This window comes from Paraburkholderia sp. BL10I2N1 (assembly GCF_004361815.1).
In the GTDB taxonomy this organism is placed as follows: domain Bacteria; phylum Pseudomonadota; class Gammaproteobacteria; order Burkholderiales; family Burkholderiaceae; genus Paraburkholderia.
Window position 1 is genome coordinate 623,530 of the sequence record NZ_SNWA01000003.1, and the last position, 25,907, is coordinate 649,436.

23 protein-coding genes and 1 pseudogene are annotated in these 25,907 nt (G+C 61.4%); 5 read left to right on the forward strand and 19 right to left on the reverse strand.

Translation table 11 applies throughout. From position 1 onward, the window contains the following. Positions 1-50: 50 nt before the first annotated feature. From B0G77_RS40885 to B0G77_RS40955, 15 genes and pseudogenes are all read right to left on the reverse strand, one after another. The gene (locus B0G77_RS40885; protein WP_133667520.1) at positions 51-1,277 is read right to left on the reverse strand and encodes a cytochrome P450; all 1,227 of its coding nucleotides are present in this window, start codon (positions 1,275-1,277) and stop codon (positions 51-53) included. 76 nt (positions 1,278-1,353) lie between these two features. Then, positions 1,354-2,487: an acyl-CoA dehydrogenase gene (locus B0G77_RS40890; RefSeq protein WP_133667521.1), complete on the reverse strand. Its 1,134-nt coding sequence runs from the start codon at positions 2,485-2,487 to the stop codon at positions 1,354-1,356. Positions 2,488-2,496: 9 nt separating this feature from the next. Next, positions 2,497-3,705, reverse strand: coding sequence for an acyl-CoA dehydrogenase family protein (locus B0G77_RS40895; protein WP_133667522.1), 1,209 nt, complete (start codon positions 3,703-3,705; stop codon positions 2,497-2,499). 53 nt (positions 3,706-3,758) lie between these two features. Continuing rightward, positions 3,759-4,628 (reverse strand): MaoC/PaaZ C-terminal domain-containing protein, encoded by an 870-nt coding sequence (locus B0G77_RS40900; protein WP_133667523.1) that lies wholly within the window; start codon positions 4,626-4,628, stop codon positions 3,759-3,761. A 19-nt stretch (positions 4,629-4,647) separates the two neighbouring features. Continuing rightward, the gene (locus B0G77_RS40905; protein WP_133667524.1) at positions 4,648-5,454 is read right to left on the reverse strand and encodes an enoyl-CoA hydratase; all 807 of its coding nucleotides are present in this window, start codon (positions 5,452-5,454) and stop codon (positions 4,648-4,650) included. A gap of 26 nt (positions 5,455-5,480) precedes the next feature. After that, entirely contained in the window at positions 5,481-6,647 is a 1,167-nt protein-coding gene (locus B0G77_RS40910; protein WP_133667525.1) for an acyl-CoA dehydrogenase family protein, read from the reverse strand. A 35-nt stretch (positions 6,648-6,682) separates the two neighbouring features. Beyond that, entirely contained in the window at positions 6,683-7,849 is a 1,167-nt protein-coding gene (locus B0G77_RS40915; protein ID WP_133667526.1) for an acyl-CoA dehydrogenase family protein, read from the reverse strand. Positions 7,850-7,880: 31 nt separating this feature from the next. Further along, positions 7,881-9,081 (reverse strand): annotated as a pseudogene (locus tag B0G77_RS40920) (acyl-CoA dehydrogenase family protein). Positions 9,082-9,152: 71 nt separating this feature from the next. Next, a complete protein-coding gene (locus tag B0G77_RS40925) occupies positions 9,153-10,295 on the reverse strand; it encodes a CaiB/BaiF CoA-transferase family protein (protein ID WP_133667528.1) in 1,143 nt (380 codons plus the stop codon). A 2-nt stretch (positions 10,296-10,297) separates the two neighbouring features. After that, positions 10,298-11,152 carry an SDR family oxidoreductase gene (locus tag B0G77_RS40930; RefSeq protein WP_133667529.1) on the reverse strand — a complete coding sequence of 285 codons (855 nt, stop codon included), beginning with the start codon at positions 11,150-11,152 and terminating at the stop codon, positions 10,298-10,300. A 77-nt stretch (positions 11,153-11,229) separates the two neighbouring features. Then, entirely contained in the window at positions 11,230-12,072 is an 843-nt protein-coding gene (locus B0G77_RS40935; RefSeq protein ID WP_243751500.1) for an enoyl-CoA hydratase/isomerase family protein, read from the reverse strand. Between the two features lie 17 nt (positions 12,073-12,089). Next, a complete protein-coding gene (locus B0G77_RS40940; RefSeq protein ID WP_133667531.1) occupies positions 12,090-12,908 on the reverse strand; it encodes an enoyl-CoA hydratase-related protein in 819 nt (272 codons plus the stop codon). Positions 12,909-12,920: 12 nt separating this feature from the next. Next, a complete protein-coding gene (locus B0G77_RS40945) occupies positions 12,921-13,721 on the reverse strand; it encodes an enoyl-CoA hydratase-related protein (protein WP_133667532.1) in 801 nt (266 codons plus the stop codon). An 80-nt stretch (positions 13,722-13,801) separates the two neighbouring features. Then, positions 13,802-14,953 (reverse strand): thiolase, encoded by a 1,152-nt coding sequence (locus tag B0G77_RS40950; protein WP_133667533.1) that lies wholly within the window; start codon positions 14,951-14,953, stop codon positions 13,802-13,804. 60 nt (positions 14,954-15,013) lie between these two features. Then, the gene (locus B0G77_RS40955; protein ID WP_133667534.1) at positions 15,014-15,379 is read right to left on the reverse strand and encodes an OB-fold domain-containing protein; all 366 of its coding nucleotides are present in this window, start codon (positions 15,377-15,379) and stop codon (positions 15,014-15,016) included. 393 nt (positions 15,380-15,772) lie between these two features. Between B0G77_RS40955 and B0G77_RS40960 the strand changes: the two genes are divergently transcribed. From B0G77_RS40960 to B0G77_RS40980, 5 genes are read left to right on the forward strand one after another with little or no spacing between them, the layout of a single operon-like run. After that, complete coding sequence (locus B0G77_RS40960) at positions 15,773-16,936, forward strand: acyl-CoA dehydrogenase family protein (protein WP_133667535.1); 1,164 nt, start codon at positions 15,773-15,775, stop codon at positions 16,934-16,936. Between the two features lie 51 nt (positions 16,937-16,987). Beyond that, positions 16,988-17,464: a MaoC/PaaZ C-terminal domain-containing protein gene (locus tag B0G77_RS40965; protein ID WP_133667536.1), complete on the forward strand. Its 477-nt coding sequence runs from the start codon at positions 16,988-16,990 to the stop codon at positions 17,462-17,464. Between the two features lie 2 nt (positions 17,465-17,466). Next, on the forward strand, positions 17,467-18,720 hold the full coding sequence (locus B0G77_RS40970) for a CoA transferase (RefSeq protein ID WP_133667537.1): 1,254 nt from the start codon (positions 17,467-17,469) through the stop codon (positions 18,718-18,720). A 43-nt stretch (positions 18,721-18,763) separates the two neighbouring features. Then, complete coding sequence (locus tag B0G77_RS40975) at positions 18,764-19,528, forward strand: glucose 1-dehydrogenase (RefSeq protein ID WP_133667538.1); 765 nt, start codon at positions 18,764-18,766, stop codon at positions 19,526-19,528. Between the two features lie 41 nt (positions 19,529-19,569). Then, positions 19,570-20,346, forward strand: a complete 777-nt coding sequence (locus B0G77_RS40980) for an enoyl-CoA hydratase-related protein (protein WP_133667539.1) — start codon at positions 19,570-19,572, stop codon at positions 20,344-20,346. Positions 20,347-20,425: 79 nt separating this feature from the next. Here the strand turns inward: B0G77_RS40980 and B0G77_RS40985 are convergent, their stop codons facing one another. The 4 genes from B0G77_RS40985 to B0G77_RS41000 are packed head-to-tail and all read right to left on the reverse strand — an operon-like array spanning position 20,426 to position 25,583. Then, a complete protein-coding gene (locus tag B0G77_RS40985) occupies positions 20,426-21,172 on the reverse strand; it encodes an enoyl-CoA hydratase (protein ID WP_133667540.1) in 747 nt (248 codons plus the stop codon). 16 nt (positions 21,173-21,188) lie between these two features. Next, positions 21,189-22,382 carry an acyl-CoA dehydrogenase gene (locus tag B0G77_RS40990; protein ID WP_243751501.1) on the reverse strand — a complete coding sequence of 398 codons (1,194 nt, stop codon included), beginning with the start codon at positions 22,380-22,382 and terminating at the stop codon, positions 21,189-21,191. A gap of 49 nt (positions 22,383-22,431) precedes the next feature. Beyond that, positions 22,432-23,643 (reverse strand): acyl-CoA dehydrogenase family protein, encoded by a 1,212-nt coding sequence (locus B0G77_RS40995; protein WP_133667541.1) that lies wholly within the window; start codon positions 23,641-23,643, stop codon positions 22,432-22,434. A gap of 23 nt (positions 23,644-23,666) precedes the next feature. Continuing rightward, positions 23,667-25,583 (reverse strand): AMP-binding protein, encoded by a 1,917-nt coding sequence (locus B0G77_RS41000; RefSeq protein WP_133667542.1) that lies wholly within the window; start codon positions 25,581-25,583, stop codon positions 23,667-23,669. Positions 25,584-25,907 lie beyond the last annotated feature (324 nt).

The window sequence follows — 25,907 nt, forward strand, 5'->3', positions numbered from 1 at the left end:
CGTCGAGCTACCCCAGGACAACAGGGCGCCGAAGCGCCCCATCGCTCTTCTTAACGCACGTCCCACACCAGCGGCAGATAATAAAGCGTGCCGTTGACGCCGCCATGCACACCCGCCTTTTCACCCGGCTTGACCTGAAAGTGGGGAATACGCTTGAGCCACTCCTGCAGGAAGACCTTGAGTTCCACGCGCGCGAGAAATGATCCCGGACAGCGATGCGCGCCGTTACCGAAAGTGGAATGAATCGGCGTCGGACGAGAAAAGTCCACCGCAAGCGGATCGTTGAACTTGCGATCGTCCAGACCGTGCAGCGTGGTCGGAATAATGATCATGTCGCCTTCCTTCATCTGCACGCCCTTGTATTCGAAGTCGTGCGTGATGCGACGTCCCTGATTCACCACCGGAAAGCGTCGCAACAGTTCGTCGACCGCCTTTTGTGTGAGTTCTGGATGCTCAATCAGCTGCTTGCGATGCACCGGGCTCTTCGCAAGAAAATTCGCGATAAAGCCCATCGCGGACGCGACCGTATCGAGCCCGCCAATCAGCACGAGTCCGCAGAGGCCCTTGAGCTCCTGATCGGTTAGCGCACGCCCGTCGATGTTCGACTGAACGATGCGGCTGATCAGGTCGTCGCCTGGATTGGCGCGCCGCTCGGCGATCTTGACGCCGAGATACTCGAAAATCGCACCGAGCGCCGTCAGTTTTTCCTGCGCCGCTGCGGGCCGCACCATCTTGTCGGCCAGACCGAGGAGATAGTCACGATCTTCTGGCGGCAACGCGACCATGTTCATAAAGATGCCAATCGGGAGATGTTGCGCGAAGCCGGACACAAATTCCACCTCGCCCCTTTGATAAAAACCGTCGATCAACTCGATCGTCATCTCGCGGGCCTTCTCTTCGAGCTTGCTGATCGCCTGCGGCATGAAGGCCGGCGCAATCAGCGCACGGTACGCCGTGTGCAATGGCGGATCGAAGAAGATCGGCGGCAGCGGCGCATGCTCGACCAGCGGCACGGTCAACTGCTTCGACGAGAAATTCTCGTAGTCCTTGAAGATCTGATAGATGTCGTCGCCGCGCGTCGCGATCCAGTGGCCACCGTTGCGTGGTGTCCAGAAGATGTCGGGAATGCCGTCGTCGTGCAACCTCTTCAGCGCGAGATGGTAGTCATCTTCGGCGCCGGGAGGATGGTAGATGTCCATATCCACAACCAGATGCGGGGGTACGTGTGCGGGAATCGGCGCCGACTCGGGAAGGGCTGCTTGACCAGTTGCTGACATTCGGTGTCTCCTTTTCTCGAGGTGACCGGACGTACCGGCGTAGCAGGTATCGCGCCGGCCTACAGATGAATGATGCTTACAGATAAGCCCCGTACAGTTCGACGTGATGTTCGATGTTGCCCCAGGTCATATCGATACAGGTCAGGCGCTTCACGTACCAGCCGACCGACAGTTCATCGGTCATTCCCATCCCGCCGTGCAATTGCACGGCCTGCTGCGCAATGAAGCGCCCGCTACGGCCGATCATCGCCTTTGCTGCGCAGACAGCGCGATGGCTCTCGCTCGCGTCGTCGCCATCGAGCTTTGCGGCGGCGAAATAGACCATTGAACGCGCCTGCTCCACAGCGGTCAAGATATCGGCGGCGCGATGCTGCAGCGCCTGGAACTTGCCGATCGGCGAGCCGAACTGCTTGCGCGTGCGCAGATAGTCGTAGGTCAGATCGGCCAGTTTCGCCATCGTCCCCACGGCTTCCGCGCACAACGCGAAGATGCCGTGATCGACGGTCCACTCCAGCAGCGGGTAGCCCTCGCCCACCGCGCCGAGCACTGCGTCCGCACCGACCTCCACCTCCGCTAGCGTGATCTCCGCGACCCGCTGACCATCGAGTGCCGGAAAGCCTTTGACCGTCACGCCGGGAGCCTTCGCGTCGACCGCGAACAGCGTGATGCCCGCCGTGTCCGTAGCGCCGCCTGATGTGCGCGCGGAGACCAGAAGCACGTCGGCGCTGTCGCCGTGCAGGACGACGCCTTTGCGACCGTTCAGCACGTAGCCTGTACCGGATGCTCTCGCCATCGTGGTCACGTTCCACAGATCGAACCGCGCGCCCGGTTCGAGCGTCGCGAGCGCGGTCTTCAGGGTGCCCCCGGCGAGACTATTGAGCCATGAGGCCTTATGAGTCTCATGGGCGGCGCGGCCAATCAGTCTCGTACCCAGCACAGCCGATGAAAGGTATGGCTCAAGCACAAGTCCCCGGCCAAACGCTTCCATCACGATCATGGTTTCGGCCGGCGACGCTGCAAGGCCGCCGTACTGCTCGGGCACGTTCAACGCCAGCAGACCCATTTTGGCAAGCGTCGACCAGTGCTCAGCAGACCAGCCTTGTGGCGTTGCGGCCAGCCGCCGGCGCGCTTCGAAGCCGTATTCGTTGTCGACGAAACGGCCAACCACGTCGGCCAGCATCTGTTGCTCTTCGACGAGCGTAAAGTCCATGACGTATCCTCAGATGCCGAGCGCCAGTTTGGCGATAATGTTTTTCTGCACCTCGGTCGAGCCGCCATAGATCGAGATCTTGCGCCAGTCGAGGTAGTGTGCGGCGAGCGCGTTGAGCAACTCGCCGTTGGCCGTTTCTCCGCTCCAGTCCGCGTTCAGCGCTTCACCGACGAACGGCACAGCGTAAGGGCCGGCGCATTCCATAATCAGTTCCGTCAGTTCCTGCTGGATCTCCGAGCCGCGAATCTTCAGCACGGACGCTTCGGGACCAATCGTCTGCCCCGCCGATTCAGCGGAAGCTACCCGCAACAGCGACCACTCGTGCGCGATCAGGTCGATCTCTACCTTCGCGATCCTGTCGCGAAAGCGAACGTCGTCGATTAGCGGCTTGCCGTGCTTGACCTCGGTCCGCGCAATTTCCTTCAAGCGGCGCATGAAGCGTTTGCAGTTGCCAAGCCCGGCGATGTTGGTGCGCTCATGGCCGAGCAGATATTTCGCGATCGTCCAGCCACGATGCTCTTCACCGACGAGATTGCGAATCGGTACTTCGACGTTCTCGAAGAACACCTCGTTGACGTCATGCCCTCCGTCGAGTGTCTTGATCGGCCGCACGGTAATGCCGGGCGTCTTCATGTCTATCAACAGGAACGAGATGCCTTCCTGTGGACGACCGTCACTATGCGTGCGCACGAGACAGAAAATCCAGTTGGCCCACTGCGCGAACGACGTCCAGATCTTCTGGCCGTTGACGATATAGAACGGTTCGCCGTCACGCGGAACGCACTCGGCGCGGGTCTTCAGAGACGCCAGATCGGAACCGGCCCCGGGCTCCGAATAGCCCTGACACCACCAGTCCTCCATCGACACAATGCGAGGAAGAAAATAGTTGCGTTGCGCGGGCGTACCGAACTTTTGCAGCACCGGTCCGACCATCGACAGGCCAAAGGGCATCTGGCGCGGCGCCCCCGCGGTGAAGCATTCTTCATCGAAGATATTGCGCTGCGTGGCGTTCCATCCCGCGCCGCCGTATTTGACTGGCCACGCGGGCGCGCCCCAGCCGTTGGCCGCGAGGATGCGCTGCCAGCGCACGTAGTCTTCACGTGGCACATGGCGAAAATTCAGCACGCGATCGCGGATATCCACGGGTAACCGGGCCGCCACGAATTCCCGAACCGATGCGCGAAAGGCCTTGTCTTCGAGACTTTCTCGCAAATCCATAAACACACTCCTTTGACCTTCCACCTGCGCACGACAAATGCCCGGGCCTTTGTTCAGCTGATTTCGACGATACCGTTGTTCAACACCACCACATCGCGCGCATCGACTCGCGCGCGCAAATGCAAACGTGTGTCACTCTCGCGCCAGAACTGGAAGCGGATGGTTTCGCCTGGATAGACCGGCGACGTGAGCCGAAGCGCAAGCCGCTTCAGCCGTGCGGCATCGTTACCCGCGCAGTTGCGGATCGCCGCGTAGCCCGCGATGCCGTATGTCGCAAGTCCGTGCAGTATCGGTTGCCTGAAGCCCGCTTTCGCGGCGACTTCGGGGTCGGCATGCAGCGGATTCGAATCGCCGGACAGCCGATAGATCAACGCGCCCTGAGTGGATGTCGAGAACACGAATTCTCTGTCTGGCGCGCGCTCGGGAACCGGTGGCAGCGCCTCGGGCGGTGGGTCGCTCATACCAGATTCCGCACTAAAGCCGCCGTCGCCTCGCAGAAACGACACTTGCCGTACTTCCGCGAGCCGTTCGCCGCTCGCCTCTTCGACCAGATCGCGCTTCAGTTCGACAATTGCGCCCTTGCCCGCCCCCTTGTCCGAAACCAGGCTCACGCGCGTCTTGCTGACGATGGTAGCCGCCGACGGCATCGGATGAAGGAAACGAACATCCTGTTCGCCGTGCACCAGCTTCAGATAATCGACGCCCGCGCGCGGATCGCGCATCCATGACTTGGGCCAGGCAAACGCAGCGGCACAGGTCGGCATCGCCTGCAACTGCTTCTCGTAGACATAGCGAAGCTGCTGAGCGTCCAGCGGATCGCTGCCGATGCCAAGGCCAAGTGCGTACAGCATGACGTCGCGCGCAGTGTAGGTCTGGGTGACGTCTTCTATCGGCCAGTTCTTGACGACTTCGTAGTTCAGCATGACTTTGCCCCGTAACGTATCAATCGTCGGCGAAATTCGGCTTGCGCTTCTCCAGGAAGCTCGCGATGCCTTCCTTGTAGTCATCGCACTGATTGGCGATGGGCATGTCCAGCCCGGCGGACATGATCGCTTCATGCGGCGTCTGGAATGGCACCTCCCACAACTGCGCCTTCATGACGCGCATCGAGCGGGGCGAGCAGTTCTCGGCCAGGTCGCGTGCATAGGCATAGGTCTCGTCGGCCAACGCGCTCGACGGGAACGCGCGGTTCACAAGGCCCATCCGTTCAGCTTCGAGCCCCTTGATCTTGCGTGCCGACAACAGGAGATCAAGCGCGCGGGCATGTCCGACGTGGTGCGAGAGGATCCACGCCATGCCATACTCAGCCGTCAACCCGCGACGCGCAAACGCAGTAGTAATCGTGGCGTCCTCGGCGGCGAAGCGGATGTCGCAGAACAGCGCGTGAATCAGCCCGATGCCGACTGTCGCGCCGTTTAGCATGGCGATGACGGGCTTCGGTATCGCCGGGTAGTACGAACAGCGCGTTTGCCAGTCGGCGCGTTTGCGCATGTCGAAGGGACGCGGCAGCTTGGTCATCAGCGCGTGTGGATCGCCACCAAAGCTGTGAATGTCGCCTCCGGCGCAGAAAGCCTTGCCCGCTCCTGTGAACACGATCACGCGCACGCCGCGGTCCGCGCCCGCCGCCTGCATGGCCTCGTAAACCTCGGTGGCCACCTGGTCGTTCCAGGTGTTCATGTGTTCCGGACGGTTCAGCGTGACGGTGGCAATACGGTCCTTCACGTCGTACAGGATGGTCTCGTAGCGCATGAGTATCTCCCTCGAAGGTGCGCGGCTCAGAACGAGCGCGGCATGTCCAGCACGTGTTCGGCGATGTACGACAGGATCAGGTTGGTCGAAATGGGCGCTACCTGATACAGACGGGTTTCGCGGAATTTGCGCTCCACGTCGTATTCGCAAGCAAAACCGAAGCCGCCGTGCGTTTGCAGGCACGCGTTAGCGGCCTTCCATGAGGCGGTGGCAGCCAGATGCTTGGCCATGTTCGCTTCGGCACCGCACGGCTGGTGGTCGTCGAATAGCTCGCATGCCTTGTAACGCATCAGATCTGCGGCCCGCACGTCGATATAGGCCTCGGCGATGGGGAACTGCACCCCCTGGTTCATGCCGATGGGCCGGTCGAACACCTGCCGCTCGGAGGCGTACTTCGACGCGCGATCGACGAACCAGTAGCCATCGCCGATACATTCCGCGGCAATTAGTGCGCGCTCTGCATTCAGTCCATCGAGGATGTACTTGAAGCCCTTGCCTTCCTCGCCAATCAGGTTCTCTTCCGGGATCTCGAGGTTGTCGAAGAACAGTTCATTGGTTTCATGGTTGACCATGTTCGGAATCGGACGCACGGTCAGACCGTTGCCGATCGCCTGATGCAAGTCGACCAGAAAGCATGACAGGCCTTCGGATTTCTTCTTGACCTCGGCGAGCGGCGTGGTGCGCGCCAGCAGGATCATCGTGTCCGAATGCTGTACGCGAGAAATCCATACTTTCTGGCCATTGACGACATAGCGGCCGTCCTTCTTCACCGCCATCGTTTTCATTTTGGTGGTGTCCGTACCGGTGGTCGGTTCGGTCACAGCCATCGACTGCAGACGCAGTTCGCCACTAGCGATCTTCGGCAGGTACGCCCGCTTTTGCTCCTCGGAGCCGTTGCGCAGCAGCGTGTTCATGTTGTACATCTGCCCGTGGCAAAAGCCCGAGTTGCCGCCGTTGCGATTGATCTCTTCCATGATGACGGACGCCTCGGTCAGTCCGAGCCCTGAACCGCCGTATTCCTGCGGAATCAGCGCGGCCATCCAGCCCGCGCGCGTCAATGCATCGACGAATGCTTCCGGATAGACCCGCTCGTGGTCGATGCGGCGCCAGTACTCGTCAGGGAATTCTTTCGACAGCTCGCGCAACGCGTCGCGCAGTTCCCGATACGGATCGGAGGGGGAGAGTCTGCTCATCTGAATGGTTCCGGTCACATAACAAGGCGACGCACTTACGCAGCCGCGTCGATCAGTCCGCCCGCGCGGGCGAGCTGGGCCAAATGGTGTTCGGCAGCGCCGAACAGGATGTCGATCACGCTCAGGCGGCGCAGGTAGTGGCCAACCTTGCATTCCTCGGTCATACCGATGCCGCCATGCAGTTGCACGCCCTGCTGGCCCACAAAGCGCGCAGCCCGGCCAATCTGCACCTTGGCCGCCGCGATGCTGCGTTCGCGCTCCGCTACGTCCTGCTCCCCGCTCATCATCGTGGCAAACAGCGCCATGCTGCGTGCCTGCTCGACCATGACCAGCATGTCCACCGCGCGGTGCTGCAATGCCTGGAAGGAACCGATGGCGACGCCAAACTGCTTGCGCACCTTGAGGTACTCGACGGTTTCCTCGTACGCCGCCGCCATCGCCCCGACCGCTTCGGCGCATAGCGCGGCAATCGCCTGCGCGACGACCGATTCGATCAGCGGCAGCGCCGCGCCGGCAACGCCGATGACATCGGCGTCGGTCACGCGCACGCCCGCCAGGTCGATATCCGCCGCGCGCAGTCGATCCTGCGTCGGGTACTCGCGGCGCGTGAGACCCGGAGCGTTCGCATCGACCAGAAACAGCGCGATTCCATCGCGAGCGCGGCGTGCGCCTGAAACGCGAGCTGACACGATCAGCCGGTCCGCGCTGCCGCCGTGTACGACAACGCGCTTCGCGCCGTCCAGGATCCAGCCGTCGCCGTCGCCGTCGCCGTTGCGGCGTGCGGTCGTGGCGACGTCGGCGAGGTCGTAGCGCGACTGTGACTCGGCGTACGCGAATGCCATTAGCAACGAGCCGTCGGCAATGCCCGGCAGGATCGCTTCGCGCTGCGCGACGCTGCCGCCAAGACGGATACAGCCGCCGCAGAGCACTACCGTCGCAAGATAGGGCTCGACAACGAGCCCGCGTCCGAACGCTTCCATCACCATCATCGTTTCGACCGGGCCGCAACCGCTGCCGCCGAAGTCTTCATCGAACGTCAGGCCCAGCAGGCCCATGCCGGCGTAGCGGGCCCACTGAGTCCGGCTGAACCCTTCCGGCTCAGCCAGGTAGCGTGCACGCTGTTCAAAGCTGTACTCGTCCATCACGAGTCGCTCGACGCTGTCCTTGAGCATGCGTTGCTCGTCGGTGAAATCAAAGTCCATGGCCGATGCTTCTCCGCGTTTCGATAGACGCTCAGAGTCCGAGAACGGACTTGGCGAGAATGTTTTTTCTGGATTTCGTTCGATCCGCCCACAATCGAAACATGACGCGCGAAATAATGGTTCGGTGCGATGGTCAGCGCCCATTCCGGGTCGCGGATCGGGTCAGCGAGTCCGCGCAGGAAGTCGAGATCGAGCGGTAACGCGTCGAGCCCCGCCACTTCCAGAAGAAGCTCAGCTGCCATCTGCTGCAACTCCGAACCCTTGATTTTCAGGATCGAAGTCTTGGGATCGGGCACATGGCTAGCCCGCGCTGTGCTTTCGGCAATGACACGCATCTGGGTAATCTCCAGCGCCTTCAGTTCGACCTCGATCGCCGCGACCCGCTCGCGAAAATGAGGGTCGTCCCAAAGCACGCCGTCGCCGCACGGCACGCGTTTCGCGAGGTCTTTGGCGTGCCGGATCCGCATCTTCGACACACCCACGCGTGCGATCCCGCTGCGCTCGTTGCCGAGCAGATACTTGGCGTAATCCCACCCCTTGTTTTCTTCGCCGATCCGGTTCGTCACGGGCACGCGCACGTTATCAAAGAACACCTCGTTGGTTTCATGATGACCATCGATCGTGATGATCGGGCGCACCGTCAAGCCGGGCGTCTTCATGTCGATCAGCAGGTACGTGATGCCCTGCTGTTTCTTCGCGCTCGCGTCGGTGCGCACGAGGCAGAACATCCAGTCCGCGTGATGGGCTGTCGAGGTCCACAGCTTCTGTCCGTTGATCACATAATGATCGCCTTCGCGAACAGCCTGCGTGCGCAGCGCCGCCAGGTCAGACCCGGCGCCAGGCTCCGAAAAGCCCTGACAGAACCAGTATTCGAGACTTGCGATACGCGGCAGAAAATCGCGCTTCTGCTCGTCGCTGCCGAATGCGATCAGCACCGGGCCGATCATGTTGACGTTGAACGACAGCGTTTCCGGCGCGGGCGTCATATGCAGCTCTTCCTTGAAGATGTACTGCTGCACCGCGCTCCAGCACGTTCCACCCCACGCCTTGTCCCACGCCGGTGTCGCCCAGCCGCGTTCGTACAGGATGCGCTGCCAGCGACGCAAATCATTCGCGGAGTAGCGCTGTCCCAGCGCTGCCTTGCGACGGATGTCTTCGGGCAACGCTTCCCTGAAAAAGGCTCTCACCTCATCGCGGAAAGCCAGTTCTTCATCGGTGTATCGCAGATCCATGAGTGTCTCGTCTCGATTCGTTGCCGCGGCGCGGATCGCCGTCCATTCCTTTTATCCCGCTCATCGGTCTCTCAAGCCAGAGTCCCTGCCTGTTTCAGTTCATTGATTCTCTGAGTGTCGAGCCAGACCGACAGCGCGGCATCGACAGTCGCGGGATCAGGTGCTTCGGGTGGCGTCGGCGTCGCGGGCACCGTTGCGGAAAAGCGCGGCGCGGGCGCGGGCTGCACGATCCCGTCGATTTCGATGAAGGTTCCGCGCGCCTTCAGATGAGGATGCTCAGGCGCTTCGCACCACGATAGAACAGGGGCGAAGCATGCATCCGAATGCTCCAGCAAGGTGGTCCACTGAGCCCGGCTGCGGGTTTTGAACCTGAGCGCGAACACGGCACGCGCGGCCGGCCAGTTGTTCTGCTCGAGCTGGGCACCGAGCGTGTCCGGCGAGATATCGAGCAGACGCAGCAGTTCCCGATAGAACTTGTCTTCAATCGGACCCACCGTAATCCACTTGCCGTCGGCGCATTCGTAGACGTCGTAGAAATGCGAGCCCGAATCGGTGATATTGGTGCCTCGCTGGTCACGCCAGATACCCGCCGCCTGCATGCCGAAAAAGGTCGTGGCCAGATTCGCAGTGCCATCGACGATTGCCGCGTCCACCACCTGCCCCGTGCCGCCCTCACGGGCGTGAAGGATGGCGGAGAGCAGACCCATTGCCAGATACAGCGAGCCGCCTGCGTAGTCGCCGATCAGGTTCAAAGGGATCGATGGCGGTTGATTGCGACGGCCAATCGCGTTCAGCACGCCCGTGATCGCGATGTAGTTCAGATCATGACCCGCATATGGTGCGAGCGGCCCCTCCTGCCCCCAACCGGTGATGCGACCGTAGGCCAGCTTTGGATTGCGTTCCAGGCACACTTGCGGCCCGAGGCCCAGGCGCTCGGTCACGCCCGGGCGAAAACCTTCGATCAGCGCGTCTGCCCCCTCCACCAGCGTCAGCACGAGGTCGATGGCGGCAGGATCCTTCAGATCCAGTGCGATCGTCCTGCGATTGCGCAGCAGCAGGTTGTAACGCAACGGACGCTCGATGCCGAGCCTGACGGGTTGCCGCCGTTCGATACGCAACACCGTTGCACCGAGGTCCGCGAGCAGCATTGCGCACATCGGGCCCGGCCCGATACCGGCCAGTTCGATGATCTTGATGCCAGCGAGCGGTCCCATGCTCAGCTCTTCCTCGCGTGAGCACGCATGGCGTCCCACTGCTCGTCGCTCCAGTCCTGCATCGCACGAAACGTGGGACCACCCACGCCCTGCATCCAGCGGCCCCCGTCGATCACGATCATGTCGCCAGTGATGTATCCGGAGCCATCGGAAGCCAGGTACGCGTACAGATCAGCCAGTTCGATATGGTCGCCAAAGCGCCGCAGCGGCACGCTGCGATCCTGCGGTTCCACCTGTGAACCTGGTGGGTAGAGCTGTTCCCAGGCGCCTTCGGTCGGGAACAGGCCCGGCGCCACGGCGTTCAGCCGAATTCCCTTCGGCCCCCATTCGACCGCGAGACTGCGTGTCATCGCGAGCACGCCGGCCTTCGCAGCCGCGGACGGCACGGTGAAAGCCGAACCCGTGATGGTCGGTGTTGATACTGTGCTGATCACGTTGCCCTTGCGCCCGGCGTCGATCCAGCGCCTCCCCGCGGCGATCGTGCAATAAAAGCTGCCGTGCAGCACGATGTCCAGCACCGCATCGACCGCACGCGCCGAGAGCGTTTCGGTGCGCGCGATGAAATTGGCTGCTGCGTTGTTGAGCAGCAGGTCCAGCGGACGATCACGCCAGATGGTGTCCATCATCGCTTCGACCGACTCGGCGTCGCGCACGTCAGCGGTGATCGTGGTGACACGGGACCCGCTGATAGCGCTGCGAAATTCATTGGCGGTAGCGTCGAGCACTTCCTTGCGGCGTCCGCAAATCACCAGTTCCGCTCCGAGTTCCAGATAGCGCCGGCCAATACTTTTGCCAAGGCCGGTGCCACCGCCGGTGATCAGAATCTTTTTGTCCTTAAGCAGGTCGGGTGTGAACATGGTCTGTGTACTTCCGTAAATTCCATTGACTGGAGACATGGCGAATCGAGGGGGTATCGCGACGAGCGCCGGGACGCTCAACTGCCGGTAAAAACGGGTTTGCGCTTCTCCATGAAGGCCGCCACGGCTTCCGTGTGGTCACTGGTCTGACGCGTCAGCGGGTTCAGATCCACCTCCAGCCGCCACGCGTCTTCGATCGAATTGCCGGAGTTGACGAGACTCGCTTTCAGCAACGCGAGCGTAACGGGCGGATAGCTGGCGAAGCGCGTGGCAAGTTCAAGTGCGGCATCGAGCGCGCCGCCAGGCTCAGCAGTCTGATTGACGAGGCCAATGCGCAGCGCGGTAGCCGCGTCGATCACGTCCGCTTTCAACATCAATTCACGCGCCTTGCCGCCGCCGACCTTCTGCGGCAGTGTCCAAAGAAGGCCGGTGTCAGGCAGCAAACCCACCTTGGCGAAGGCACAGCAATATTTCGCAGCACTGGAGCTCACCGTGAGATCGCACGCGGCAGCCAGCGACAGCCCGGCGCCAAAACAGGTGCCCTCTACCGCCGCGACGACCGGCTTGGTGCCCGTGTAGATCAAGCGGAACAGGCGCACGCCGACGGCTATGCGTTCGCGCAGTTCGAGCAGCGGCGGCGTACCGGCCTGCATTTCGGACAAGTCGCCGCCCGCGCAGAAATGGCCGCCGGTGCCGGTCAGCACGATCGCCCGTGTGGCGGCATCCTCGTGAAAAAGGCGCTGGAACGCATCCGTCAACGCAACGCGCATCTTCATCGAGAAGGCATTGCGGCGTTGCGGATAGTTCATCGCGACGACAGCCACATCACCCTCGTGGCGCACCTGCACGATCTCATTCGCATCGTCTGCGCCCGGCTCGCCATCCGCGCCATGCAGCGCTTCATTTTTCTCGACACTCATCGGAGATTCCCCAACGTTCATTGACCGGTAAAGACCGGCTTGCTCTTGTCGAAAAACGCATGACATGCGGCCTGATGATCTCTGGACTGACGCAGTACCGGCTGATAGTCGATCTCAGCGCGTAATGCCGCATCCATCGTGGTAGCGCCGTCGGTCAGTGCGGCCTTGAGCAGCGCGACGCCAAGCGGCGGATGTTCAGCGAGGCCGCAGGCCACTTCGATCGCAGCCGCGCGCGCAGCTCCGGGCGCGACGACCTGGTTCGCCATACCCATCTCGCCCGCCTTGACGCCGTCGATTTCGGCCGCGAGCGACAGCATTTCTCTCGCGCGCGCCATGCCGATTTTTTCCGGGAGCGTCCACAGGATGCCGGTATCGGGAATCAGCCCGACACGCAGAAACGCCGCGCAAAAGCGCGCATTCGACGCCGCCACCACGTAATCGGTTGCCACGGCCAGCGACAGCCCCGCGCCAAACGCCACGCCTTCGACGGCGGCGACAACCGGCTTTGCTCCCGCCAGCATGTCGCGCACCACGACGCACGATTCAGCCAGAATCTCGCGGCTTTGCAGGATGGTCCGCTTCGTCATTTCGGAGATGTCGGCTCCCGCGCAAAAGTGCTCGCCCGCGCCAGTCAGCACGATGGCGCGCGATTCGGGGTCGGCCCACATCAGGCGGTGCATCGTGTCGCGCAACAACTGACGCATCTGCCGCCCCATCGCATTGCGGCGACCAGGATTGTTCAGCGTAACGACGGCCACAGGACCTTCCCGGGTCACCTCGATCAACGCTGATGCACTGCCCGTGTCCTTTTCCTTATCCGTATGCTGTTCGCTCATGATGTGCTTTCCCTAGTCGGCCACGAATACCGGTTTGCGCTTTTCCATGAAGGCGCTGACGGCCTCTTGGTGTTCACGGCTGCGGCGCAGGATAGGCTGCACATTGACTTCGGTTTCGATCGCATCGTCGAGCGTGCGGATACCTGTAGCCAGCGCCGCCTTGAGATGCGCCGTGGCCACTGCCGGCAGCGCCGCATACTGGCGAGCGACTTCCAGCGCGGCAGCGAGCGCCTGCCCGGGCTCGGCAACCTGATTGGCAAAGCCCATCTCCAACGCTTCGACGCCATTGAATTCACGCGCGCTCAGCATCAGTTCACGCGCCCGTCCGCCGCCGATGCGCTGGGCGAGAGACCAGTAAAGGCCGGTATCCGGCATCAAGCCGACCTTGACGAAGGCACTGGCGTAACGTGCCGTCGATGAACTGACCACCATGTCGCACGCGGCAGCCAGCGAAAGGCCAGCACCCAATGCAAAACCTTCGACGGCCGCGACGATGGCCTTCGGCCCTGACACCATCAGCCTGAAAATCTCCAGCGGCAACTGGTTGCGCTCGCGATATTCGAGCACCTTGCGCGGTTTCATCTCCGAGATGTCACCACCCGCACAAAACGTGTTGCTGGCGCCCGTCAGTACGATGGCCCGGCAGCCTTCCTCATGGTGCATCAGGTGATGCAGACGATCGTACAGCGTTTCGCGCATTTTCAGCGAGAACGCGTTACGCCGTTCAGGGTAGTTCAACGTGACGATTGCGATCGCCTCATCCTGGTGAACCTGCACGATCTGCGTCGCATCGCCGGTGGCCTGTTCCCTCATTTGCCCGTGTCTCCTGTTGAGCTGAACCGCGAGAGCGGTGCGCGATCTGAATGGCGCACTGCGCCGCCCGTTGGCACGTGTCACAACGCTTCTTCAGTGCCGAGAATAACGGTGGCCTGACTCGACAATACGCCTCCGTTGCCATGCGCGACGGCAAGCCGCGCGCCCGGCACCTGCCGCTCACCGGCACGCCCTGTGAGCTGCCGCATCGCTTCTTCCATCAGAAACAATCCGTACATGCCTGGATGCACGCAGGACAAGCCGCCCCCGTTGGTGTTGACTGCAAGACGGCCGCCCGGCGCAATCCCCCCGTCCGAGACGAAACGGCCGCCCTCGCCCTTCGGGCAAAAGCCCAGATCCTCAAGGAACAGGATCGTGTTGATCGTGAACGCGTCGTACAGCATCGCGACGTCGATGTCGGCGGCACTGACACCGGCCATCTCGTAGGCGCGCTGCCCGGATTCCCTTGCAGCGGTCACGGTCAGATCGGGCATGCTCGCAATCTCACGATGCGAAGTGGCAGAAGCCGCACCGAGCAGATACACCGGTTTGTCCGTCAGATCGCGAGCGCGGTCGGCGCGCACCATCACCACGGCAGCCGCGCCGTCGGTCACAAGACAACAATCGCGCACGGATAGCGGATCGGATACGAGGCGCGCGCCCAGCACATCGTCGATAGTCAGCGGCGCACGCACGTATGCGTCCGGGTTGAGCTGGGCCCACTTGCGTGCCGCTACCGCGACCTCGGCAAGATCCCTGCGGGTCGTGCCGTACTGGTGCATGTGACGTGCTGCGGCAAGCGCATACGACGACACCGGATTCATTGGCTTATACGGACTTTCCCACGGCGATGGGCGCGACGACTGCACCAGTTTGCCCGACGCACTGCGTTGGTTGCTGCCGTAGGCGATCAGCGCAACGTCGATCTGGCCCGTGACGAGCGCCATTGCCGCCGTGTGCGCGTAGATCTCGAATGCCGAGCCGCCGCTGCGGTTGTTGTCGGTGAACCTGGGGTGGATGCCAAGGTACTCCGCGAATGTCAGGCCAGACAACATATCGTCCGGGGTGCAGACAAACAGGCCGTCGACGTCGCCCGGAGACAGTCCGACCTGCGCCAGTGCATCGACGGATGCGCGCGCGGCGAGATCCAGCGACGACATCCCCGGCGCCTCACCGATACCGTATGTCGCGCCAGCCACCAGCGCGGTACGCCCACGTAAGTTGAATTCCATGCGATCTGTCTCTCGTCGATGCAGCAGATGCCTTGCGCGCATGCTGCCAGTTAGCTGGCCTCAGGCTGGCTCGAACACGAGCAACGGCGCGTCGTCCCTGTATACGATCCGCGCCTGAACGGGCATGCCGATGCGCACGGCGTCCGGCTCAATACCTTCGACACAGCTGATCATCCTCACCCCTTCGTCGAGGTCGATCAGCGCGACGTTGTAGCTCGGCCTGGGCGCTTTCTGCCTCACCACGGTGGTGGAATAAACCGTGCCCCGCCCGCAAGCTTCGACCCATTCGAGATCGCGAGCGCCCGTGACCGGTTCAGCCACCCGTGGATAAAACACGTGCCGGCCGCTGCCGCGGCTGCGCTGGATCATCAACCGGCCTTCCGCCAGAAACTTCTGATAGTCGACTTCAGGACAAACAGACTCCATTTCCCGCTCCTCCAATGCACTCCGCAACGGGCCACGACGCAAAACCCGGCCTTGACATCATCTTTCGACATAAACCAGTCACATAACCGAACATCGTTCCACATTTTAAACACGCGAAAGCCAACGTGTCAACCAAGGCAAATAGCCGTCTTGCGCCGCCCGACAAGGCTCTTACTACATCCGAACAACGCCCCGGACGCACTACGGGCAAACCCCTGTGCGTTCGACATCACGCTTGACGAGCCCTGAGTCATCGTTTACGTTATCGAACAGTGTTCATTATTTCGAAGAACAGAAGATATCGGAAGCAGATTCAGCGCGCGCTCTGTAGATACGTGCTTTCGAACGCTGTTTATGTATCGGGCGTGGCGCCATTCGCAAGAGACTTAAAACGTGACTTATCAACTGACAGACGACCAGATCCAGATCCGCGACCTGATCCGCCGTGTGGCAACTGAACGGGTAGCGCCGCGGGCGGACGAAATCGACCGCACCGCCGAATATCCGCATGACATGTACGCGTTGCTTAAGGAGCTGGGTCTTTTCACGCTTCCCTTTCCTGAGGCGTATGGCGGCGCAGGCAGCGTGATGTCCGCCTGCATCGCCGTCGAGGAATTGGGGCGGGTTTGCTACAACACGGGTTACCTGCTGGTGGTGCAATGGACGCCCTTCGGCGCGATTCTGGAAGGCGGCACGCAAGAGCAGAAGGCCCGCCTGCTGCCGGGCCTTGCGTCGGGCGAATTGCGCGGCGCGCTTTCCATAACGGAATCACAAAGTGGCTCGGACGTGTCGGGAATCCGCACCACGGCGCGCCGCCAGAACGACGGCTACGTGCTAAACGGCTCCAAGATCTGGTGCACCAATTCGCACATCGCCGATTTCATGCTGGTGGCGGCGAGAACGCTGGATGAAGCAGGCAACCCGCTCGGGATCAACCTCTTTATCGTAGACCGCAAGACGCCAGGACTCACGATCGGCCGCGAGGAAGACAAGATGGGTGCGCGCGGCGTGGCCTCCTGTCCGCTCTTTTTCGACGATGCCTTCGTCAGCGCCGGCAACCGTCTTGGCCCCGAGGGCGGACAGGGTTTCAAGGTCGCGATGGAAGCGCTCAATACGAGCCGCCCGATTGTGGCGGCTCGCGCGATAGGCATCGCGCAGGGCGCGATCGATCACACCATCCGCTTCATACAGGACCGCGTCGCCTTCGGACAGACGATCAGCAACTTCCAGGGCGTGCGCTGGATGGTGGCCGACATGGTCACGCAAACGGAAGCTGCGCGTCAGCTCGTCTATCGCACCGCCTCGCTGGTGGACTCCGGCGTGACAGGGCGTGAGCTGGCGCCGATGGCGGCGATGGCGAAGATGTTCGCCTCCGACGTGGCGATGAAAGTCGCCACCGACGCAGTGCAGCTGTTTGGCGCAGCGGGGATCTCGAACGAATATCCGATCAACCGCTATTTCCGCGACGCCAAGGTCGTTCAGATCATCGAAGGGACCAACCAGATCCAGCGAAATATCGTCGCGGACAGCGTCCTCGGACGCGTCAAGAAAAACTGAGCAGCGCGTCCTGACCCTGGAGACGTGCGACAACAAGAGAGAGGACAGGCAATGGAAGAGATCGAAACGGTTGGTTTGGGGATTCACTGGGAAGACCTGCCCGTCGGCCGCAAGTTCAAGACCGTCGGACGTACCGTCACCGAAGCGGATGTCGTCAATTTTGTTTCCGTGACCGGCATGCTCGAGGTGCTGTTTACCAACACCGAGTTTCTGAAAGAGACATCCGCAATCAAGGGCCGTGTCGCGCCGGGCGCGCTGGTATTTACGTTCATCGAAGGCCTGCTGACCCAGGCGACGATGCAAGGGGTCGGCTTTGCATTCCTGAACATGGAATTCGACATCAAGGGTCCAACCTTCGTCGGGGACACCATCCATGCCGAATGTGAAGTCATCGAATGCCGTGCCAGCAACGGGCGCCCGGGGCTGGGGCTGGTGCGCACCCGCAACCGCGTGTTCAAGCAGGACGGCTCGGAAGTCATGGTGTACACCCCGCTTCGACTGGTGAAGGGCAAAAACTACAAGGCGTGATCATGCACACCCCACAGCAACCTCTGGACCTGCCAACCGGCCCACTAGCTGGTGTGCGCGTCATCGACCTGACCATCAATGTGCTGGGGCCCGTCGCCACACAACTTCTCGGCGACATGGGCGCGGACATCATCAAGATCGAGCCGCCGGAAGGCGACCAGAACCGCAAGAACGGGCCCGGTCGCAACCCCGACATGGCGGTGTTCTATACGATCATGAATCGTAACAAGCGGAGCGTGTCACTGAACCTGAAACTTGCCGAATGTCGTGAAGCCGTGCTTCGGCTGGTCGAGACCGCTGATGTTTTCATTCACAGCATGCGGCCCAGCGCGGCGAAGCGTCTTGGCATCGATTACGACAGTATCAAGGCACGCAATCCGCGCATCATTTACGCGTCGGGGCTCGGATATCGTCCGGATGGTCCTTACAAGGATCGCCCGGCATTCGACGACGTCATCCAGGGCGAGAGCGGCATCGCCGCGATGAATCGCGACACCGACGGCTCACCGCGCTATTTCCCCACGGTCATCGTCGACAAGTTCTGCGGATACGTGCTTGCTTCATCCGTCAGCATGGCGCTGTATCACCGCGAACGCACCGGTCTTGGCCAGTGCGTACAGGTGCCGATGTTCGAAACGATGCTTCAGTTCAATCTGTTTGAACATTTGTGGGAGGGCGCGCTTGGCTCGACCGAAGGAAAGGGGCTTGGTTATACGCGGATGTTCTCGCCCCACCGCCGGCCCTACGCGACCAGCGACGGGCACATCTGCCTGCTGGCGGTAAACAACGATCAATGGCGGCGTGTACTGTGTGCGATCGACGCGGCCCATCTGCTCGAAGACCCGCGCTTTTGTCACATGGCCGACCGCATGCGCAATATCAACGAGTTGTACCGCTTAGTCAGCGATGCGATACAGACCCGGACCACTGCCGAGTGGAACGCCATCTTTGCGGCCGCCGACGTGCCGCACGGTCCGGTGCGCGAGTTGAACGACCTGATGCAGGACGACTACCTGAAAGAGACAGGGTTCTTCCGGCACTACGAGCACCCGACCGAAGGCGACATGGTGATGACGTCAATTCCTGTGCACTTCTCCGAGTCGCCGGGCAACGTGCGCTACCTGCCGCCGAACCTGGGCGAGCACAGCATCGAAGTACTCGTGGAGGCCGGATACACAGTGAGTGAGGCTGCGCAACTAAGCGGCCGCGCACCGGTTGAGGCGAGACGCACCCCAGAAACTGTTACGAAGGCTTGACGGGCGCCAGAGCGTCCGGCTACATCACGCGAGGAATCAAAAAATGAAAGGTCTGAAGAACAAGGTCGTGGTTGTCACAGGTGGCGCAGGCGGCATCGGCACGGCCATCAGCAAACGCTTTGGCGAAGAAGGTTCCACGGTCGCGCTATTTGATCTGAACACAGAAAGTGCCGGGCGTGTAGTAGCCGAAATCGAGTCCGCCGGCGGCAAGGCTCGCGCCTATCGCGTCGACATCACCGATCACGAAGGCGTGAATGCGGCTGTTGCGCAAGTCGAGGATGAACTCGGCCCGATCGAGATGCTTGTCAACAATGCAGGCTGGGACATGGGCGCGTTCTTTCTCCAGACGGAAAAGCCGTTCTGGGACAAGGTAGTGGCCATCAATCTGTACGGCCCGCTGAACATGCACCACGCCGTTCTGAAGCGAATGGCCGAACGCGGCCGCGGGCGAGTGGTGAACATTTCGTCGGATGCGGGGCGCGTCGGTTCATCGATGGAGGCGGTGTACTCGTTCTGCAAGGGCGGAATCATTGCCTTTTCGAAGACCATGGCGCGTGAAATGGCGCGACAGCAGATTCCTGTCAATGTCGTCTGTCCCGGCCCTACGGCAACTGCATTGCTCGACAACCTGGCGCAGGGTGAAAGAGGCGAACGTATCAAGGCGGCACTGGTCAAGGCCGTACCATTCGGGCGCATGGGCGAACCCGAAGACATTGCCGGGACAGTCGCGTTCCTTTCCAGTGACGATGCCGCGTTCATCACCGGTCAGGTGATCAGCATTTCCGGCGGACTGACGATGGCCGGCTGAACGCCGATCCAGCTTAATCAACCTGCAACTGGAACATAACCATGGAATTTCAGGACATTCTCTATCGCGAAGCCGATGGAGTCGCGACTATCACCCTCAATCGCCCGAACGTGTACAACGCGTTCAACGCCAATACCTGCGAGGAATTGATCAAGGCGTTTGGCAAGGCCGGCTGGAACAAGAATATCGGCGTCGTCGTACTGACTGGCGCGGGCGAAAAGGCCTTCTGCACCGGTGGCGACCAGTCCGGCGACGGCTACGGCGGGCGCGGTACGGTGGGGCTGCCAATCGAAGAATTGCAGAGCATTATTCGTGACATTCCCAAACCCGTTATCGCTCGCGTCAATGGCTATGCGATCGGCGGGGGTAACGTCCTCGTCACGATCTGCGACCTCGCCATTGCTTCAGAGACAGCGATTTTCGGCCAGGTCGGCCCCAAGGTCGGGTCGGTTGATCCGGGTTTCGGCACCGCGTACCTTGCGCGCATCATCGGCGAGAAGCGAGCGCGTGAGATCTGGTATCTGTGCCGCAAATACAGCGCGAAAGAAGCGCTCGATTGGGGCTTGATCAACGCGGCCGTGCCGGTCGACCAGCTCGACGCCGAAACGAAGAAATGGTGCGACGAGATCCTGCAGATGAGCCCGACCGCCATCGCACTCGCCAAGCGTTCGTTTAACATCGATAGCGAAAACATCCGCGGCATCGGTGCGTTCGCGATGCAGGCGCTGGCGCTTTACTACGACACCGATGAGTCGAAGGAAGGCGGCAATGCGTTTCGTGAAAAACGCAAGCCGGAATTCCGAAAGTATGTGAAGTAAGATCTGTCAGACCTGTACCAGGCGGTCGTCAAAGACGCCGCCTTTGCGGACTGCCCCCCGACGACGGATAAGGTAGCAGCTACACCCTGCCCATCTGGCGATCTGTCTGCCACGCCATGGGACCCTGCGCCTTGCGTTCGGCCAGCGCAGCCCTCTCGAGATCAAGCGCCTCGCCAAGCGAACCGAGTGCTCCCGTGTCGATCACGCGCTTGACGGTGCCTATCAGAACCGGCGCGCGACTGGCTATCGTGGTGGCAAGCGCACGGGCTCGATCGAGCAACGTTGCGTGTGAGATGACCTCGTTCACGAGGCCAATGCGCAGCGCGGTTGCGGCATCGACGGGATCGCTGGTAAAACTGATCTGCTTGGCCCAGCGCGGACCGACAATGTACGGTAAGCGCGCCGTCATCCCTCCTCCTGCAAGCGCGCCGATTTTAGTGTGTGTATCGGCGAAACGCGCGCGCTCCGAAGCGATGATGAAATCGCACCCCATCGCCAGTTCCAGGCCGCCGGTGACCGCCGCCCCGTTACACGCCGCAATCACGGGCTTACTCAGTCGGGGCCACATGTCGATCATGGCGGCCACTTCGCTGCGTGGCGCATCCGGGGCGGCAAAGTCACCGAGGTCGAGTCCCGCGCAAAAAGCCGGATCGGCACCGGTGACAATCAGGACACGCAGGCTGTCATCAGCCTCGAAGGCGGTCAAGGCGTCGACAAGCGCTCGCGTCAACGCGAGGTTCAAGGCATTGCGCACGTGCGGACGGTTTAACGTCAATGTCAAAACACCACCTTCGCGATGCGCAACCAGTACGTCAGATTGCTCCATGCTGTCCACCCTCGGTTCAAGCAGCCATCGCACGGGCGTCGGCCTGAATCTGCCGCGCGTAACGATTCAGGTGATACTCCATATTGCCAAACAGCGCATCAACGATCAGCACCCGCCGGTAGTGATGACCGACCTTGTACTCATCGGTGATGCCGTAGCCGCCGTGCAACTGGATACCTTGCTGCGAGACGAACTTGCCGCTGCGGATAGTCTGGGCTTTGCATCCCGACACCTCTACGCTTCGCATTGCGTCGTCGTCGGCGAGCGCACGTAGCGCCCGATGCAGCGTTGCCCTAGCCTGCATGGCGTCGATCGCCATATCGGCAATCCGGTGCTGGAGCGCCTGAAAACTGCCAATGGGCACGCCGAACTGCTTGCGCGTCTTCAGGTATTCCGACGTGAGTTCGATTGTGTCGTCGATATCCCCCACGAGCTCCGCGCAACTCGCGACGATGGCTTCGTCGACTGCTAGCTGCAGGCCCAGCAGCGTCTCACCAGGTATGCCAACCGCTGCGGTTGCTTCAACCGTCACGCCGTCGAGAACCATGTTGGCAGCGGGCGTGCCGTCGAGCAACCTGTATGGCTCGAGCATCACGCCAGCCTCATACGGATCGACTACGAAGAGCGCCACGCCTGCCTCATCGCGCACGCCACCGGCGACGCGCGCAACGACGATCAAACGATCCGCCACCGGCGCACCGACCACTAACGTCTTGCGGCCATCGAGACGCCATCTGCCGCCCGGTATCAGCCGAGCCGTCGTTGACACATGTGACACGGCACCTCGTGCTTCACGCTCGCTATGCGCGACGGCAATAACAGCTTCGCCCGAAATGATCTCCGCGAGCAACGCATCGCGTTGTCCGCCGCTCGCACAACGTGTAACCAGCGCGGCTGGGAACACGCCGCACATGACATAAGGCTCCAGCACCAACGCCCGTCCGAGTTGCTCGGCGACCAGCGCGCTCTCTACCGCCGTAAAGCCTGGGCCGCCGAATGCCTCAGGCACCGCGACCCCGAGCCATCCCATCTCGCCGAACGTGCGCCACATGTCGCGCGAAAAGCCGTCTCCACGAGAAGCCAGTTTGCGTCGATGCTCGAACGTATAATTTTTTTGCACAAAGCGCTGCACGCTATCCTGCAACATCTGCTGTTCGTCGCTCAGATCGAAGTTCATGCTGCGTCCTTTCTTGCCTGCCAGGGAAGTCATGTCATATCAATGGAACCCGCGCCGTCGGTAATGTCGGCGACCCAGGCCTTCACAGCCCGAACAGCGCCTTGGCGATGATGTTCCGCTGGATTTCCGCCGTACCGCCGTAAATCGTGCAGGCGCGCCGGTAGAACACCTCAGCCGCGAGACCCGGCGCGTAAGCTGGCCCAACGAAGGTCTGGTCCCGCAGCTCGCGATCTTCGTTTGGGTCGGCATAGAACACCGCGCCGTAATCGCCGATAACTTCCAACAGCATCTCAGTCAGCTTCTGATGCAACTCGGAGCCGCGCACCTTGAGCATCGACCCGACGGCCATGCCACCGCTGCGTTCGTCCAGACCCTGATGCAGGATCTTCTGCACCGCCATATCGATGGCGAGCACTTCGAGTTCGTATTGGGCAAGTCTCGCCGCGAACGTCGGATCTTCGATCACGGGCGTGCCGCCCGTACACTCCCGGATCGCGTAGTGCCGGATCTTGCGCAGATAGCGCTTCAGCGCCGGGGCTTCCGCGCCAAGGAAAGCGCGCTCATTGAACAGCAGAAACTTCGTGTAGCCCCACCCCTTGTTCTCTTCGCCGATCAGATTCTCGACCGGAACACGGACGTTGTCGTAAAACACTTCGGCGAGGTGGTTGCAACCGTCAAGTGTCGCAATGGGCCGCACGGTGACGCCGGGCGACTTCATGTCGAGCAGCAGAAAGGAAATGCCCTTCTGCGGTTTGGCTTCCGGATCGGTCCGCACGAGCACGAAGTTCCACTGACCATAGGTTCCAAAGCTGGTCCAGATCTTCTGACCGTTGACGATATAGTGATCCCCGTCGCGAACGGCCGTCGTGCGCAGCGACGCAAGGTCTGAACCCGATCCCGGCTCGGAAAAACCCTGAGCCCAGAACACTTCGCCGCGCTGGATAGGCGGCAGGAAGCGGCGCTTCTGCTCTTCGTTACCGAATTCGCAAATCACCGGCCCGACCAGCGACACCCCGGCCTGGTTCTGCGCAGGCGTGCCTGCCAGATAACACTCTTCCTCAAAGATATAGCGTTGCGCGGCTGTCCATCCCGTACCGCCGACGTCCTTCGGCCAGTGCGGTACTGACCAGCCGCGCGTTTCATGCAGGATGCGGGTCCAGCGCAACGCGTCGTCGTCACCCGCGAGAAAGCCTTGCTGGCCGCGCCAGGCGAGATCAGACGGCAAATGCGCCTTGAGAAAGTCCTGGACCTCTTTGCGGAAGGCTTTGTCCGCGGGATCGACGTGAAAATCCATCGTGTGGCTTCCTGTGTTTCAGTTCATCGGGTCTGGCTTGCGATGCCCGCAGCACTGGCGCTTCGGGCCACCAGCGTGCGCGCCGTGGGAACCGGTTGATACAGCTCCGCTACTACGTCGCGTCTTCGCGCAAGGACGTTGGCCTGACTGATCGCCCCTTTCGCGCTCAATTCACCGTTGTCGAGGGTGGGTTGCACGCTTTCCAGCGCAATTCGCATAATTCGGCTCGAACTACCGCCAGGGCGTATGCCCAATGTGTCGAGGCCGCTCTGGAAGTGCGCGCGCACACCGGCGCTGCCAACGATCCGGTCCACGTCCGGCATCGGCTCGAGCAGGTCGTCGCATAGTGCGCGACACGCTTCCAGGTCAGGGAAAACGAGAGCAGTGAGAAAATCCCGATCATGACCGGCAATCACGACGTCACGCGCGTAAGGTGAAAACACGTTCAACGCGACGAGTCTCAGTTCGGCCACATTCACCCAGGTGCCGGAAGACAACTTGAAGTTTTCGGCGAGGCGACCATCGAAGCGCAGGCCTTTCTCGAGATCCTGCGGATCGATGAACGCGCCGGCATCGCCCGAGCAGAAGTAGCCATCCTCGTCGAAAGATGCGGCAGTCCGTTCGGGATCCTTCCAGTAACCCGGCGTCACGCAGTCTCCCGCATAACGAATTTCCAGCTTCGAGCCAACCGGCACGACCTTGACCTTGACGCCCGGCACAGGCAGCCCCGCAATCGCTTCCCGACGCGGATCCCACGCCGCCGACATCGGCGTCGGACCCGCTTCCGTACCACCAAGCCCGGACATGATCAGCACGCGCTGACCGATTGTCTTGACGGCAAGGTCGTCGAGTGCGGCCCAGATGTATTCCGGCAAGCTGGCGCCGCCGTAGTAGATCAACGCCAATCTGCTGAAGAAATTCCGCCGCAGCGTTTCGTCAGCGCGCAAATGCGGAATCAGCGCCGCCAGTCCTTGAGGCGTATTGAGGTAGATAACGGGTGCGATTTCCCGCAATGCCTTGACTGTCGGACCAATCTGCTCCGGCGCGGGTTTGCCAGGATCCATGTAGTAGGTCCCGCCGCCGTATACGACCATGCCGAAGTTGTGCGTCCCTCCGAAGGTGTGATGCCATGGCAACCAGTCCACCAGTACCGGCGGTGCATCCTGAAGAAACGCAAAAGTCTGCGCGACCTGCTGCCGGTTGCTGCACAGCATGCGTTGCGAGTAAATCACGCCCTTCGGTGCGCCGGTCGTACCTGACGTGAACATGATCTTGCCGATCGTATCGGGACCGACCTTTTCAAACGCCTCGTCGACTGCGGCGGTAACCGGCGTGGCAAGCCAGTCCGAAAAGCGCGAAGCGGTACGTCCTTCTGGCAGCGTGCCGCTCACCAGACATTCGACGTCGCCGAATACTTCGCGCAGCGCGCGGCCGTAAAGCGCACCGTCGTCCGCAAACACCAGACCTGGCATGCACACCGCTGCGAGATGTCTTAGCTTGGAAAAGTCTTCCGACAACAACGAATAGGCCGATGTAACAGGCACATAGGGTATGCCGACATGCAACGCCGCCAGCGCCAGCAACGCATGTTCAAAACTGCGGTCCGAGAGGATCATCAACGGCCTGGCGGGCGACAGGCCCAGGGCAAGCAGAGCCTCGCCGAGCGCGCGTGCGCCATCGAGCGCCTGCCGGTACGTCAAATGCTCCCAGCTGGCGCCATCGGCTGTCCGTCGCGCAAGCAGGGACCGCTCAGGCGCGACCGTGGCCCAATGCACCAGACGCTCAGTAAGCCGCTTAGGGTAAGGATCCAATGTTTCGTCCAGCTCATAGACCACACTACCGTCAGGACGCCGCTCGACGATGGCCTTCGTACCGCCAAGGCGAAGCACTCGAAACGGCACATCCATCAAAGGATCGTGTGAAAGCGGACCTGCATTCATCTCCATCATCCTGTCGTTAGCTTTTCGCGGTCGTGTATCCACCACGTTGTGCGCCTTTTCCGAACTTCGCCGCAACGGCAAACACGAACCAATAAATGAACAACGATCAAAAACAGGAACAAGAATATCGCGAAATCCAGCATGCGTCCATCCAGCATCACCCGACGTAAGCGTCTACCAGCGCAGCGCCGGTAGTCTCCGTCAGGCAGACGACAACGGGCATCCCCGTGTGGAGAGCTTCTGGCGCCGCGCTTACAAACCGTCCATGGACATTCGGCCAGAGTTGGACTATTTTATGAACATCATTCATATTTTTAAACGATG